We start from the raw sequence: 15653 nt of genomic DNA, 5'->3' as shown, positions 1-15653 counted from the left end.
CTGCTGCAGGGCTATGACGACGCGCATCCGCTCGTGCTGGACCTGCGCGACGTCGCGATCGCGGCCGGATCGGACGTGAAGCAGGAGCACGCCCGCGTGCAGGGCACGTTCGCGGCGGGTGCCGATTGCGCGGGCCGCTTCCTGCCGTTCCCTGAACCGGTCGCCCGCAACCCGCGGCCGCGGCTGACGGCCGGACAGGCCCGCGCCTACGACTACCGCACCGTGCTGCAATACGTGGGCACCATCGGCAACGAGCGGATCGACCCGTGGGATCCGCTGGCCGATCCCCTCGTGACGAATGCCGACCTGAAATCCGATTACACGGTCGACGCGCAGGTGCCCGCCGACGGCGCGACGCGCTTCGCCACCGTGCAAGCGGCCGTCAGCCGGGCCGTGATGGCCGGCGGCAAGCGCCGCGTCGTCATCGGCATCGCGCCCGGCACCTACCGCGAACTCGTCTACGTGCCACCCGGCGCGCCGCCGATCTCCCTGGTGGGCACCGGCGCCGATCCACAGGCCGTGCGCATCAGCGCCGCGCTCGACGCGTCGACGACGGGCGAGGCTTACCGCACCCGCCATGCCGCCCAGTTCGAGCACGCGGCGCCCGCCGTACGCGCGATGTACGCCGCGCTGAAGGATCTGCCTGCGCTGCAGACGACGGGCTCCGCCACCGTGTGGGTGCGCGCGGACGGCTTCCAGGCCCGCAACCTCACCATCGAAAATGCGTATAACCAGGGCACGCACGCCGAGTGCAAAGGCGACCACTGCCCCGACACGACGGGCGGCAGCCGCGTGCACCACCAGGCCGTCGCGCTGCGCGTGGACGGCGCGGACAAGGCGCAGTTCGAGCGCGTGCGCCTGCTCGGCCTGCAGGATACGTTGTTTCTCAACTCGCAGGATGGGAGCGCGACGGTACGCAGCTTCTTCCGCGCGACGCACATCGAGGGCGACGTCGACTTCATCTTCGGCGACACGATCGCCGTATTCAAGGATTGCGACGTGCACGCCATCGGCGGCCGCGCCGCCTCCTACGTGGCCGCGCCGGACACGAACCGCCGGGCCAGGTACGGCTTCGTGTTCGACGGCTGCCGCTTCACGAGCGACGCGCCGGGACCGGCGGGCACGCAGTTCCATTTCGCCCGCCAGTGGTTCCACAACGAGCGCTGCACGCCCTACGGTTTCATCCCGGTCGACGGCTACACGTGCCGGCTGGGCGACGTGGACGTCTACCGGGCGCCCAACGGCACGATCCGCAAGCGCACGCTGGAAACGGTGGGCAAGGCCGTGATCCTGCGCTCGCGCATCGGCCCCCATTTCGAAAAGACGACGCCCTGGTCGGAATGGAACCGCAACGGCACGCTGGCGCACCGCCCGGCGCAATTCAGCTCCGACGATTTCTGGGACAACCTGGCCGGCACGACGTTCGATCCGGCCGGCGCCCTGGGCGACGGGCCACGGCCCGTGCCCGCCGACATCTACCTCGGCGAATACGACAACACCATCGAATGACGGAGACACCATGAAACAATCCCCCGACGCCCGCCGCGGCTTTCTGAAAACCGCCGCCGCGGCGGGCCTGGTGCTGTCCGGCCCCGCGCACGTCCTCGCCGCCGCAGACAAGGCCGCGCACGCCGGCGATCCGTGGACCGAAGCGGCCCGCATCGCGCGCCGGCTCGCCAACCCGGTCAAATTCCGCAAGGCCGACTACGTCGTGACCGACTTCGGCGCCGCCCCGTGCGCGCTGGCGCCCGTGAAGGCGTGGGTGTCGTTCGAAGACCAGGCCACCTTGCAGACGCCGGCGCCGGACGCGCACGACTGCTACGCGGCGATCAAGGCCGCCATCGCGAAATGCCATGCCGATGGCGGCGGCCGCGTCGTCATCCCGAAGGGCGACTGGTACTGCGCCGGCCCCATCGTGCTGCTGTCGAACGTGAACGTGCACCTGGCCCGCGGCGCGCATGTCTACTTCAGCAACGAGCCGGCCGACTACGCGAAATACGGCGACGTCGATTGCGGCGCGAACGGCAAGCTCGTGGTGTCGCGCTGGCAGAGCAACGACTGCCTGAATTTTTCATCGATGATCTATGCGCGCGACCAGGACAATATCGCGCTCACCGGCGACGACTGGACCGCGATCCTCGACGGCCAGGGCGGCGTGCCGTTCCCGGGCCGCGCCGACTGCTGGTGGACGTGGAAGGGCAAGAATGCCACGATCAATTCCATCGCGCAGGACAAGTCGCCGAACTACGTGCCCGGCAAGCTGGCGCAGAACCAGGTCAACGACTTGAATCCGAAGTCGCTGGCGGACGTCGCGCCCGGCCTGCCGGACGCCAGGCGGCTGCTGATCCAGGGCGAAGGCGACAAATGGCGCGCCGACGACGCCTGCCTGCCCGCGTTGTCCGAGGCCGGCGTGCCGCTCGAGAAGCGCGTGTTCGGCCTGGGCCACTACCTGCGTCCGCCGATGATCCAGCTGATCGGGTGCACGAACGYGCTGCTGGAAGGCTACCAGGTGATGCACACGCCGTTCTGGCAGCACCATCCCGTCGCGTGTCGCAACCTCACGATCCGCAATGTGCACGCGAACAGCCTCGGACCGAACAGCGACGGCTTCGATCCGGAGGCCTGCGACACCGTGCTCGTCGAAGACTGCCAGTTCAACACGGGCGACGACTGCATCGCCATCAAGGCCGGCAAGAACCTCGACACGCAGTACGGTCCGTCGCAGAACATCGTGATCCAGCACTGCACGATGCAGAGCGGTCACGGCGCCGTCACGCTGGGCAGCGAGATGGCCGGCGGCATCCAGAACGTATACGCGCAAGACCTCGTGTTCGAGAACATGAACTGGGCCACGAACCCGCTGAACACGGCGATCCGCCTGAAGACGAATCTGAACCGCGGCGGATTCCTGCGCAACTTCTACGTGCGCAACGTCAGCATTCCGAACGGCGTGCAGACGAGTCCCGCCTTCTACGCCTCGCTGCCCGGCTCTCCGATCGCATCGAGGACGGTCGCCACCGCGGCCGGCGCCGTCGTCACGTTCGACTGCGACTACACGCCCCGCGCGGACAACGTGCGCGTGCGCCCGCCCGAGGTGCGCGACGTGCACATCTCGAAGATCAAGGTGGGCAACGTGAGGACGAAAGACGGCAGGCGCGCGTCGTGCTTCCAGGCGTTCGTCGTACTGGGCCCCGTGGCGTCCGACTACAACGGCCCGGCACCCGCCCCGGCCGTGCTGCCGGTGCGCGACGTGACGATCACGGATTGCGACTTCGGCACGCCGGTCAACGGCGCGAACCCGTGGTACACCTACAATGTGCGCGGCCTGAAGCTCGCCAACGTGACCATCGCCGGCAAGCGCCACGACGCGACCCTCTCGGCCTGACGAGGTCCGTGCCGGCGCATGCACTACAATGCCGTCACCTCTTGTCTGCATGGGATGGATGATGGCGACACCGGCGTTCAACTATGGCTCCGACGTCTCGGGGCTGGTCTGGGGCTTCCTGTTCAAGGACGCGGCGCAGGCCGCGTCCATCGATGCCATGGAAGCCGAGGCCTGGTTGCACGCCCCCATGCCCGGCCAGTTCGTCTGGCTGCACTTCAACCTGTCCAACGCGGCCAGCGAGCGCTGGCTGCGCGCCCACGCCGGCCTGCCCGACGAATTCTACGAGACGCTGCACCAGGGCTCGCGCTCCACGCGCATCGAAATCGCGGACGACGCCCTGATCGCGGTCGTCAACGACGTGCTGCACAACTTCACCGTGGATGCGGCCGAGATCTCCACGCTGTGGGTACACGTGACGCCGCACGGTGTGATCAGCGCCCGACGCAAACCGCTGGAATCCATCGAACGCCTGCGCCAGGACGTGCTGCAGGGGGCGCCGCTGCGCTCGTCCGTCGAACTGCTCGTGCATTTGCTGCGCGACCAGGCGGACGTGCTCGTCCAGATCGTGCGCGACGCCGTGGCGCGCGTGGATACAGCCGAGGACCAGCTGCTGGCCGGACGCCTCACGCGCCGGCGCGAAGACCTTGGCGGATTGCGCCGCGTGCTCGTGCGCCTGCAACGCCTGCTGGCGCCGGAGCCGGCCGCCCTGTTCCGCCTGCTGCAGCGGCCGCCGGCCTGGGTGGCGCCGGAAGACCGCCAGGAACTGCGCCAGTCGACCGAGGAATTCACGGTCGTGCTGTCGGACCTCGCGGCGCTGCAGGAACGGATCAAGCTGTTGCAGGAAGAGATCGCGGCCCGGGTCAACGAAGACAACAACCGCAGCCTGTTCCTGCTGACCATCGTCACCGTGATGGCGCTGCCGATCAACCTGATTGCCGGCCTGCTGGGCATGAACGTGGGCGGGGTGCCGCTGGCCCAGCATCCGCATGGTTTTTGGGTCGTGCTCGGATTCACGACCCTCGTGACGGGCGGACTCGCGTGGCTATTGCTCAGATTGCAACGCCCGCGCTAGGAAAAGGTGTATTTACCATACGAAAACAAGATATATCGGGCCGCATTGGGTATAACTCATTTCCCGCCATGACGTTATGCTTCTTGCCACAGGAAAAGCTCGCACGCCTGCGCAGCCGTGCGCGGCGCCGCCGACGGTAGAATGGCCGCAAACGCCGGCGCGAACCGCCGCCGGCCCGCGCGCCGCACGAGCCTCTGCGGCTTTCCGTCCATCCGAATCGCAGAAAAAGATCATGTTCAATCCATCCGACCACCCGCACCGCCGTTACAACCCGCTCATGGGCGACTGGGTCCTCGTGTCCCCGCACCGCGCCAAGCGTCCCTGGCAGGGACAGCAGGAAGCCATCGACCGCTCGGCCAAGCCCGCGCACGACCCGACCTGCTACCTGTGCCCGGGCAATACCCGCGTCAACGGCGARAAGAACCCCGACTACACGGGCACGTATGTGTTCGAGAACGACTTCGCGGCGCTGATGCCGGACACGCCGGAAGCGGCGCCCGGCGCCGATCCGCTGTTCCAGACGATGAGCGCGCGTGGCACGAGCCGCGTGATCTGCTTCTCGCCGGACCATAGCAAATCGCTGCCGCAGCTGTCGCTGCCGGCCATCGAAGGCGTCATCGACACGTGGTGCACGCAGGCGGCCGAACTGGGCGCCAGGTACCGCTGGGTCCAGGTGTTCGAGAACAAGGGCGCCGTGATGGGCTGCTCGAATCCGCACCCGCACGGCCAGATCTGGGCCACCAGCTATGTGCCGAACCTGCCCGCTGCCGAAGACCGCCAGCAGAAGGCCTATCACGCCGAACAGGGCCGCCGCCTGCTGCTGGACGTGGCCGAGCGCGAGATCGCAGCGGAGGAACGCGTCGTGGTCCAGACCGAGCACTGGGTCGCCATTGTCCCGTACTGGGCCGCGTGGCCGTTCGAAACGCTCGTGCTGCCGCGCTTCGCCGTGCGCCGCCTGGAAGAACTCCAGCCCGAACAGCGCGCCGACCTGGCCGTCCTGCTGAAGCGCCTGACGACCCGCTACGACAACCTGTTCCAGACCTCGTTCCCGTATTCGATGGGCTGGCACGGCGCGCCTTATGGTATCCCCGACGCAGAAGCCGAAGGCTGGCAGCTGCACGCCCACTTCTACCCGCCGCTGCTGCGTTCCGCGTCGGTGCGCAAGTTCATGGTCGGCTTCGAGATGCTGGCCGAAGCCCAGCGCGACCTGACCCCGGAACAGGCGGCCGACCGCCTGCGCGCGCAGTCCGAAGTGCACTATCTTGAATCCGAGACCCCGCAAAACTAACATGACCGATTCCCGTCTTTCCCGTACCGCCGCCGCTTTCGAGACCGCTTTCGGCGCCGCACCCACGCTGTTCGTCCAGGCCCCCGGCCGCGTCAACCTGATCGGCGAACACACCGATTACAACGGCGGCCTCGTGCTGCCCTGCGCCATCGACTACCGCACCGCCATCGCCGCCCGTCCGCGCGCCGACCGCAAGGTGCGCGTCGTCGCTGCCGACTACGCCGACGCCGTCGACGAATACGATCTCGACGCCCCGATCGCCCGCCTGGAACAGCCCATGTGGGCCAACTACGTGCGCGGCGTCGTCGACCAGTTCGTCAAGCGCGGCCTGCCCGTGCAAGGCATGGACCTCGCGATCGCCGGCGACGTGCCGCAGGGCGCGGGCCTGTCGTCGTCCGCATCGCTGTCCGTCGCGGTGGGCCGCCTGTTCGCCACCCTGCCCGGCTTCGACAAGCTGTCGCCGATCGACATCGCACTGATCGCGCAGGCGTCGGAAAACGACTTCGTCGGCACCAAGTGCGGCAACATGGACCAGATCAGCTCCGCGTGCGGCGTCGAAGGCCACGCGCTGATGATCGACTGCCGCTCGCTGGAAGTGAAGCCGGTGCCGGTGCCGGACAACGCCGCCATCATGATCTTCAATTCGAACGTGACGCGCGGCCTCGTGGACAGCGCGTACAACGTGCGCCGCGAGCAGTGCGAGACGGCGGCCCGCCACTTCGGCCTGCCCGCGCTGCGCGACCTCGACCTGGCCACGCTGAATGCCCGCGCGGCCGAACTGGATCCGGTGGTCCTGCGCCGCGCCCGCCACGTGGTGACGGAAGACGACCGCGTGCTGGCCGCCGCCGACGCGCTGGCCGCCGGCGACCTGGAACGCCTGGGCAAGCTGATGGCCGAATCGCACGCATCGATGCGCGACGATTTCGAGATCACCGTGCCGGCCATCGACAACCTGGTCGAGATCGTGAAGAACGTGATCGGCACCCGCGGCGGCGTGCGCATGACGGGCGGCGGCTTCGGCGGCTGCGTCGTCGCAGTCGTCCCGCATGACCTGGTGGACGCGGCCCGCGCCGCCGTCGAGCGCGAGTACCGCTCGCCGGACAACAAGCCGGCCACGATCTACGTCTGCCGCCCCGCTGCCGGCGCGGGCACCGTCAAACCATGACGTGGGAGGCGGCGGCCGCACGCTATGGCAGCATGCCCTACCCGCATTGCGGCCGTAGCGGCCTGCGGCTGTCCGCCGCGTCGCTGGGGTTGTGGCACAACTTCGGCGCGCTCGATGATTTCGAACGCCAGCGCGACATCGTGCGCACGGCGTTCGACCACGGCATCACCTGCTTCGACCTGGCCAACAACTACGGCCCGCCGCCCGGTTCCGCCGAGACCAATTTCGGCCGCATCCTCGACCTGGACCTGAAAGCCTACCGGGACGAGATCGTCGTCTGCACGAAGGCTGGCTACACGATGTGGCCGGGGCCGTACGGCGACTGGGGCAGCCGCAAATACCTCGTCGCGAGCCTGGACCAGAGCCTCAAGCGCATGGGCCTGGACTACGTCGACGTCTTTTACCACCACCGTCCCGACCCGAACACGCCGCTGGAGGAAACGATGGCGGCGCTGGACACCATCGTGCGCAGCGGCCGCGCGCTGTACGCCGGCATCTCGAATTACGGCGGCGAGCGCACGCGCGCCGCGGCGGCGGAGCTGCGTCGCCTGGGTACGCCTTTTGTGATCCACCAGATGCGCTACAGCATGCTGGTGCGCCAGGCCGAGACCGACCTGTTCCCCGTACTCGAACAGGAAGGCATCGGCGGCATCGCGTTTTCTCCGCTGGCGCAGGGCCTGCTGACGGACCGCTATCTTGGCGGCGCGCTGCCGGCCGATTCGCGCGCAGCGGGCAACGTCGGGTTCCTGAAACCGGAGCACATCACCCCGGAGCGCCTGCAGATGATCGGGGCGCTGAACGAGGCCGCGCGTACGGGCGGGCGTACGCTCGCGCAACTGGCGCTGGCCTGGGTGAAGCGCCAGCCGGCGGTCACGTCCGTGCTGATCGGTGCCAGCCGTCCCGCACAGGTGCTGGATGCGGTCAAAGCCGTGGAGATGGCGCCGCTGGCGGGGGATGAGATTGCGGCGGTGGAAGCGATCCTGGCAGGATAACGGCTTGCCGACCGCCGCGGCGGGATATTACGCCCGGTTCTTGCCGCGCTGGCGGCGTGCGGCGGCTGCGCCGAAGGCACCCGCCAGCAGCAGTGCCATGGAGCCCGGTTCCGGCACGCTGTTGCCGTTCGTGCTGGCCGCGCTGTCCAGGGTGAAGACGACACGTTCCCAGTCCGAACCCTGGTAGATCCACTCATTGTTGCCCGAACGCCAGCCGTTGAATACGAAGGCAGGCGCGATGTTCGGATTCTGGTTCCAGGAATCGATGACGCTCGACGTATGCCAGCTCAGGCGGTCGCGCTCGTCCATGCCGGCGGTATCGGCACTGCTCTGCATGATGGAATCCGTTGCGCCGGCAAAGCCCATCGAGTACCCGTTGAAATACCAGCCCACGTTGTTCGACACGTTCGTCTGGTTCCATGCGGTATACGTCGTAACGGTCGAGTATTTATCGGCGGCCAGGACGTCGATCACGCCCGAATCCTTGCGCATGGCGCCGATCATCACGTAATCCTTGTGTCCCGCGAACAGATCCGCGATCGACAGGCCGCCGCCATAATTGCTTTCGCTGATCAGCGTCCAACCCCACGTCTGGGTGACGGTATCGAGCGAGACGTCGTTCAGGACGCCGCTCGGGATCACGGACGCGGACGCGTTGGCTGCCAGGCCCAGCGATACGAGCGCCAGTGCCGACGCGATTTGTTTCAATTTCATGGAATCCCTTTCGAACTTTTTTGTGATTGATGAGTCGCTACCGTGCTGCACGTTTTAACATGCTTTTCAGGCACGAATCATTCATGTAAGCAATACTTATGCCAATCACATAACTTCTTGAATCGAAAGGAATCCTGGAATCATTGTAAATACTGGTGTCAAGTTTTCCGACAGGAATACCTCGGCTTGCCCGTCACTCCCGCTACTTCTCCCTCAACACCAATCCTTGTCCGGCTTCATGTCGAGCCGGTGCGCCGCGTCGATCACATCCTGCAGTTCCACCGGATCGCTGAACGGATCCTCGTCCAGCGCGGTGACCCGGTTCAGTTCCTTCTGCCAGCGCCGCAGCTCGGCTATGTAATCCTGGTCGGGCACGCGTTTCAGGTCGCCGTTATCCGCAACGACGTCGTGGATGCCGTTATGGACCCATTCGCCGCTGTGCCAGTCCGGCATGTCGACGCCGGGAAACAGGCAGATGCCCTGCAGGTCCATGCCGCGCCGCACCGCCGCCAGCGACTCGCACATCACGTCGTGGAGCCAGTCCGCACGGCCGCGACCGAGCCCGCTCGTCTCGCCGATGATCATCGGGCGACGATAGCGTTGCCAGACCGTTTCCAGCATGTCGCACAACGGCGCGATGCGGTCGTCGCCCGGTGCGAGGGGCGCGTGCGGACCGTGTACGCGGTATTCCATCTGCCCGAAAGAGTACGAATTCGCACCGACGATGTCGAGGATGTCGGGCGCGCCGCCGAATTCCGGATGCTCGCGGCCGTACAGGATATCCCAGGCGAGGAAGGTGTCGACACAGGTCTCGTGGTGCGCGGCCTCGATCTGGTCGGGCCGATCGCGCGGCGCCACCACCCGGACCAGCGGATCCACGTGCACCATGCGCGCGTCCGGATCGACTTCGCGGATCGCCTTGACGCCCGCGATCGCGGCCCGGCACAGCGCCAACCGCAGGCGCATCCGGTCCTCGCGCGTGCGGCGATACGGCGCCGCCCAGCCCCATTCGCCCGCACAGAACGAAAAGAAGGTGATCTCGTTGATGGGCGTGAAGAAGTGCGGACCGCGCACCCTGGGCACGACATAGGCGGCCGCGGCGCGACAGTACGTGGCGAAACGGTCGACGAAGGCGTCGGTAAACGGATCGAGATCGTCCGGGTAGCCGTAGTGGCACATGTCCCAGACCGGGATGACCTTGGCCGCGTTCATCGCATCGATGAACGGATCGACGCACGAAAAGTCGTAGCGCCCGCCCTTGTCCACCATCGGCCACGGAATGCCCTCGCGGGCCACGGCAATGCCCAGGCCGGCGAGCAGCCGGTAGTCCTCGGCCGCGTGGCGGTCGTGACCAGTTTCCGCCACCAGGTTGCGGCGCACGCGCTGGTCACCCCACAGGAACGTGGAACACTCGAAACCGGACAGGAAGAAAGTGGGAAAGATTCCAGGACGTCGTGCCACGCGGCTCTCCTTGGATTGTCGGGCGGAGCCGAGTATAGCCCGGGTTCGCGGCCCGGGCGTGCACGTTTGCCGAGGGACTACTTGACTACTTGTCGTCCCTGCGGGCAAACCACGTCGCCAGCGCGGACCCGGACAGGTTGTGCCAGACGCTGAACAGCGCGCTCGGCACGGCGGCCAGCGGTGCGAAATGCGCGGCCGCCAGCGCGGCGCCGAGGCCGGAATTCTGCATGCCCGTCTCGAACATCACGGCCTTGCGCTTGGCGAGATTCATGCCGAACGCCCTGGCGAACAGGTAGCCGAGCGCGAAGCCCAGCAGGTTGTGCAGGATGACCGCGGCAAACATCAGGAGGCCGTTGGTCAGCAGCCTGGCCTGGTTGAGTGCGACGATGATCGCGATGATCAGCACGATCGCCACCGTGGACACGAGCGGCAGCGCCTTCACGCTGGCTTCGGCCTGGCGGCGGAACAGTGTCTTCACGACGATGCCCAGCACGATGGGCACGATCACGACCTGCACGATGTCCCTGAACAGCGCCGCCGTCTGGATGGTCATCCACTCACCCGCCAGCAGCGACACCAGGGCCGGCGTCGCGAACGGTGCGATCAGCGTGGACACCGATCCGATCGACACGCCCAGCGCGACGTCGCCCCGGGAGAGGAAGGTCATGACGTTGGAGGCCGTGCCGCTCGGGCAGCAACCGACGAGGATCACGCCGACGGCGATCTCCGGCGGCAGCCGCATCGCAAGCGCCAGCGCGTACGCGATGCCGGGCATGATGAGGTAATGCCCGACGACGCCGATGGCGACATCGCGCGGCCGCCGGAAGACTTCGCGGAAATCGGCAGTGGACAAGGTCAGCCCCATGCCGAACATGACGATGCCGAGCAGCGGTGCGATCCACGTCTTGTACCCGACGAACAGCTCCGGCGCGAAGAAGCCGAAGCACGCAAACAGGATGACCCAAACCGAAAATGTCTTGCCGACGAAGGCGCTGGCTTTTTCTACTGCGTTCACGCGTGATTTCTCCCAATGGTGCGGCCTGTCGTACGGCAGGCACGGCACGCATTGTACGTCGGCGCGCGTGCCGGCTTACTGCATGAACCAGCCGTGGCTGACGACGATCGACTGCCCCGTCAACGCGTTGGTCGGGAAGGTCGCGAGGAACAGCGCCGTGCGCGCGACATCGTCGACGGTCGTGAACTCGCCGTCGACCGTCTCCTTCAGCATCACCTTTTTCACGACGTCCTCCTCGCTGATCCCCAGCTCCTTCGCCTGCTCCGGGATCTGCTTTTCGACGAGCGGCGTGCGCACGAAGCCCGGACAGATCACATTCGCGCGCACCCCGTGCGCCGCGCCTTCCTTGGCGACGACCTTGGCCAGCCCGACGAGGCCGTGCTTCGCGGCGACGTATGGAGCCTTCAGCACGGACGCTTCCCTGGAGTGCACGGACCCCATGTAGATGACGGTGCCGCCGCGGCCCTGCGCGTACATCCGCTTCAGGCACGCGCGCGTGGTGAGGAAGGCGCCGTCGAGGTGGATCGCGAGCATCTTCTTCCAGTCGGAGAATTTGAATTCATCCACCGGCGCGACGATCTGGATGCCCGCGTTCGAAACGAGGACGTCGATACCGCCGAACCTGCTTGCTACTTGCGCGATTCCCGCGTCGACCTGCTCCTCGTTCGTCACGTCCATCGCGACGGCAAGGACACGCTCACCCGATGGATCGAATTCGCGCGCGACGGCCTGCGCGGCGTCCAGGTTGAGGTCCGCGATGGCGACCTTCGCGCCGTGGGCGAAATAGGTCTGCGCGATCTCCTTGCCGATGCCGCTGGCGGCGCCGGTGACGACGGCGACTTTATCCTGCATGTTCATGGTTGTCCTTTTCTTCTGAGGTGGGAAGAGGCTGCGGATGGACCGGCGCAGTGAGGAAGTCGTGCACGGCCGGGTTGCATTCGGGGCGCGGCAGCTGGAAGATCTCTTCGTGGGCCAGTGTCTTGGTGGCGTCCGCATAGCCGGCCTGCCAGTGTTCGTTCATCGTACGGCGCGAAAACTCGAAGTCCTTGTACTGGCCTTCGTAGGTCGGCGACCGGTAGACCAGTTCGACGATGTTGTACAGCGCGCGGTCGGACGCCTCCGCCAGCAGTTGCGCCTGCGGCGTCGCGGCCAGTTCGGGCGGCATCAGCGCCAGCAGTTCGTTGTACGCCGTGCGCAGCTTTTCCGTGCGGCGGAACGCGTCGGTGGCGCTGCGCGTACGGCTCGAATACTGGATCTCCTTCATGCGCGTGGCCACGCCGGCGAGGTCGTTCGGCACGTCGCCGCGCGCGCTCCACAGGTCGACCTGGAACACGAGCGTGTGCAGGCGCGAGCGTGCGGACAGCACCCATTCGAGCGGCGTGTTCGACACCATGCCGCCGTCCCAGTAACGCTCGCCGTCGATCTCCACCGCATCGAACCCGGGCGGCAGCGCGCCGCTGGCCATGACGTGCTCCGGCCCGATGCGGTCCTTCGCGTTGTCGAAGTAGGCGAAGTTGCCGGTCCTGACGTTGACGGCGCCGATGGACAGGCGCATCTCGCGCGCGTTGACGCGGTCGAAGTCGACGAGGCGTTCCAGCGTGGCCCGCAGCGGCGCCGTGTCATAGAAACTTGTCGCACCGGCGCCGGGCCATGCCAGGAAGGGCGGCGGCAGGCGCGGCTCGAAGAAGCCGGGCACGCCCTGCATGAGCACTCTTCCCGCCGCGATCTGGTTGACCCACGCATGCAGCGTGTCGACGAGCGGCACGCCGGTCCACGGGTCGCCGACGATGCCGTCGCCGGCCGTGCTGACCAGTTCCCAGAACTCGCGCAGCCGGGCAACCCGCAGCTCGCGCGGATTGCCCGCGATGATCGCGCTGTTGATGGCGCCGATCGAAATGCCCGACACCCAAGTGGGCTCCACGCCCGCTTCCAGCAGCTTTTCGTACACGCCGGCCTGGTACGCACCGAGCGCACCGCCGCCCTGCAGCACGAGGGCGATGCTGTCGAACTCCGTGGCGCACGGTTTCGGGACTTCGGCGGGCGCCTGCGTGCCTTCGTGCAGCACGCTTTCGTGGCGCTTATTCACGTTCGGGCACCGGCACGTCGAAACCGTTCAGCGTCGTCGATACGAGCGCATACAGGCCCACGAGGTAGATCAGCTCACTGGCGCCATGCTGGCCGAACGTGTCGACGGCAAGCCGGTACAGCGGCTCCGGCAGCACGCCGCCGCGCGCGAGCGCATGGGAAAAATCGAACGCGACGTTTTCCTCGCGCGTGAGGTCGGTGGGTTTCTGCCCCGCGACGAGGGCCGCGAGACGTTCGGCCGACATGCCTTCGCGCTCGGCGACGGCGACGTGGGCATACAGTTCGTAGGCCGCGTTGTAGCGGGCGCCGACGACGAGGAYGGCGATCTGGCGCGCATTGTCGGGCAGCGCCGCATTGGCCGTCATCGCGAGCGTCAGGTTCCAGATGGCCTTGCCGATCGCGGGGTCGTGCAGCCATGGATTCCAGGGCCCCATCAGGGCGCCGTCCTCGCGTTCGACCTTGAAGGCGTTGAAGTTGGTGGCGATTCCTTTACGCATGTCGTCATAAAGGGCTTTCTGTTCGGCGGTCAGTGAGGCCGGCGGGATCAGTGGCAGACGCAATTCGTTCCTCGCGATGTCAATACAAAGGGCGAGGCAACGTCGATGTTCGGGAAGCGCGTCGCCTCGCCGGATATTCTGGCAAATTACGGATGCGGCCGCCGTACGATTGGATGATGCGCGCCGTATCTTTACACAGTTTTACATCCCGCAAGCGCCTAGCGGCGCAGGGCAAGGTCAGCGAGCAGCGCCAGCGCGAGCGCGAACGACGCCGCCTTCCAGAACAGCAGCGGGCTCCGTTCGATCAGCGGCGTGCGCGTGCGTTCCAGGAACGCGCGGTTCGGATGGTGCAGGTCGTAGACGAATTCCGCGACGTCTTCGTAGCGCCGGCGCGGATCGATCTGCAGCGCCTTGCGGAGTGCCGCGTCGACCCATGGGGGAATCGACGGATCGTAGTCGCGCGCGGGCCGGTACGCGAGCCTGCGCTGGGCCGCGCGCCCGGCCGCACGCGGAATCTCCACGCCGTACGGCAGCTCGCCCGTCAGCATGCGATACGTGAGCACGCCCAGCGCGAACACGTCCGACTGCTCGCTCCCGCGCTCACCCAGGAAGTATTCGGGGGCGGCGTAAAGCGCGGCGCCCTGCAGGGTCCAGTCGGGCGCGTGCGGCGCCATCTCCAGCACGCCGGCCACGCTCACGGAACCGAAATCGATGATCCTGGCCGTGCCGTCGGCGTCGATCATGACGTTCTCCGGACGGACATCCTGGTGCAGCATCTCGAGCCGGTGGAAGGCGCGCAGCCCCCTGCCCACCTGGTCGATGATGCGGCGCACGGCGTCCAGGCCGGGACGCGGATGGTCGCGCAGCCATTGCGCCAAGGTGACGCCCTCGATGTACTCCATCACGAGGTAGATGCAGCTGCGGCGGCGCGCAGGCGCGGCCGGCCGGACGACGTGGGGACTGCGCACGCGCCCCATCACCCAGTCTTCCATCACGAAGCGTTCCATGTGCGCACGGTCGCCCGCGAGGTCGATCGAGGGCGTCTTGAGGATCACGGGTGCGCCGCTGTCGGGATCATGCGCCAGGTAGACGTGGCTGCGGCTGCTGCCGTGCACCTCGCGCACGATGCGGTAGCCGTCGAGTTCCGCGCGCGCCTCCAGCAGGGGCGGCAGCGGCAGCCCGGCCATCTGGCGCAGCAGTTCGGTGGCCTCGCGCGCCTGCAGCGATTCGATGCGCACCAGTTGTACCGTGAGGTTGTCTGCGCTGCCGTTGTCGAGCGCGTGCCGGACGATCCGGCGGGCCGCCTCGTCCAGGTCTGGCGCGTCGCGCAGTGCGGCGTGCACGTCCGCACCGGTGACGTGCTCGTACACACCGTCCGTCGCGAGCATGAACAGGTCGCCCGCTTCCAGCGCTACCGAGCGGTAATCGATATCGATCCGGTCCTGCACGCCCAGCGCCCGGCTCAGGTAGCTGCGCTCGGGCGACACCCAGACGCGATGGTCCTCGGTCAGCCGCTCCAGGCTGGCGCCCTGCTCCGCAAGGTGCACCCGCAGGATGCGCGCATCGCCCACGTGAAACAAATGGGCCGTGTTCGACTTGATGACGAGCGCCGAGAACGTGCAGACATAGCCCCGGTCCTGGTCGAGCCGGTCCTGGCTCTGGCGCGTCTGGGCGTACAGCCAGGCGTTGACGGCGCCCAGCACCCGCTCGGCCGACGTGCGGACCGACCACGCCTCGGCGGTGGCATAGTAGTCCTCGAGAAAGGATGCGACGGCCGTGGCACTGGCCACGTGGCTCACGGCACTGCTGCCGATGCCGTCCGCCAGCGCGAGCGCCGCGCCCTTCGTCGAACGCAGCGGTTCGCGCGGCACGACCGCGCCGTGGCAATCCTGGTTCGACGGTTTGCGGCCGCTGTCCGTGTGCTGGCCGACGGACAGGGTCAATGGTGTCGACATGCTGCTGCCTGCGCCGGCCCGCGC

At 67.2% G+C, this 15653-nt stretch carries 13 protein-coding genes; 6 read left to right on the top strand and 7 right to left on the bottom strand.

The genetic code is table 11. The annotated features are described in order from the left end of the window. The 6 genes from AC1DYX_RS03500 to AC1DYX_RS03475 form a co-directional block, all read left to right on the top strand. Positions 1–1509 (top strand): pectinesterase family protein (locus AC1DYX_RS03500; RefSeq protein ID WP_477256296.1); only part of this gene is annotated, 1509 nt, incomplete at its 5' end. A gap of 10 nt (positions 1510–1519) precedes the next feature. Continuing rightward, a complete protein-coding gene (locus AC1DYX_RS03495) occupies positions 1520–3385 on the top strand; it encodes a glycoside hydrolase family 28 protein (protein ID WP_477256294.1) in 1866 nt (621 codons plus the stop codon). Between the two features lie 61 nt (positions 3386–3446). Next, positions 3447–4457, top strand: a complete 1011-nt coding sequence (locus AC1DYX_RS03490) for a transporter (RefSeq protein WP_477256304.1) — start codon at positions 3447–3449, stop codon at positions 4455–4457. Positions 4458–4689: 232 nt separating this feature from the next. Next, positions 4690–5745, top strand: a complete 1056-nt coding sequence (locus AC1DYX_RS03485; RefSeq protein ID WP_477256292.1) for a UDP-glucose--hexose-1-phosphate uridylyltransferase — start codon at positions 4690–4692, stop codon at positions 5743–5745. Between the two features lies 1 nt (position 5746). Beyond that, positions 5747–6910, top strand: a complete 1164-nt coding sequence (gene galK, locus AC1DYX_RS03480) for a galactokinase (RefSeq protein WP_477256290.1) — start codon at positions 5747–5749, stop codon at positions 6908–6910. Then, positions 6907–7902, top strand: coding sequence for an aldo/keto reductase (locus tag AC1DYX_RS03475; RefSeq protein ID WP_477256288.1), 996 nt, complete (start codon positions 6907–6909; stop codon positions 7900–7902). Before galK ends, AC1DYX_RS03475 begins: the two co-directional genes overlap by 4 nt. 27 nt (positions 7903–7929) lie before the next feature. On the opposite strand, the gene AC1DYX_RS03470 is transcribed toward AC1DYX_RS03475, so the two are convergent. The 7 genes from AC1DYX_RS03470 to AC1DYX_RS03440 form a co-directional block, all read right to left on the bottom strand. Further along, entirely contained in the window at positions 7930–8616 is a 687-nt protein-coding gene (locus AC1DYX_RS03470) for a PEP-CTERM sorting domain-containing protein (RefSeq protein WP_477256286.1), read from the bottom strand. Between the two features lie 213 nt (positions 8617–8829). After that, the gene (locus AC1DYX_RS03465; RefSeq protein ID WP_477256284.1) at positions 8830–10077 is read right to left on the bottom strand and encodes a glycoside hydrolase family 1 protein; all 1248 of its coding nucleotides are present in this window, start codon (positions 10075–10077) and stop codon (positions 8830–8832) included. A gap of 85 nt (positions 10078–10162) precedes the next feature. Next, positions 10163–11092, bottom strand: a complete 930-nt coding sequence (locus AC1DYX_RS03460) for a bile acid:sodium symporter family protein (protein WP_477256282.1) — start codon at positions 11090–11092, stop codon at positions 10163–10165. 75 nt (positions 11093–11167) lie between these two features. Then, entirely contained in the window at positions 11168–11950 is a 783-nt protein-coding gene (locus AC1DYX_RS03455; RefSeq protein ID WP_477256280.1) for a 3-hydroxybutyrate dehydrogenase, read from the bottom strand. Further along, positions 11934–13178, bottom strand: a complete 1245-nt coding sequence (locus AC1DYX_RS03450; protein WP_477256278.1) for a patatin-like phospholipase family protein — start codon at positions 13176–13178, stop codon at positions 11934–11936. Before AC1DYX_RS03450 ends, AC1DYX_RS03455 begins: the two co-directional genes overlap by 17 nt. After that, complete coding sequence (locus AC1DYX_RS03445; protein WP_477256276.1) at positions 13171–13674, bottom strand: carboxymuconolactone decarboxylase family protein; 504 nt, start codon at positions 13672–13674, stop codon at positions 13171–13173. The genes AC1DYX_RS03450 and AC1DYX_RS03445 overlap by 8 nt, the downstream gene beginning before the upstream one ends. A 218-nt stretch (positions 13675–13892) precedes the next feature. Beyond that, positions 13893–15629 (bottom strand): bifunctional protein-serine/threonine kinase/phosphatase, encoded by a 1737-nt coding sequence (locus tag AC1DYX_RS03440; RefSeq protein WP_477256274.1) that lies wholly within the window; start codon positions 15627–15629, stop codon positions 13893–13895. Positions 15630–15653 lie beyond the last annotated feature (24 nt).

The organism is Massilia sp. P2_C2 (assembly GCF_056404615.1).
The sequence above is the reverse complement of the archived record's forward strand: the minus strand, read 5'-3'. Positions and strand labels throughout refer to the sequence as shown.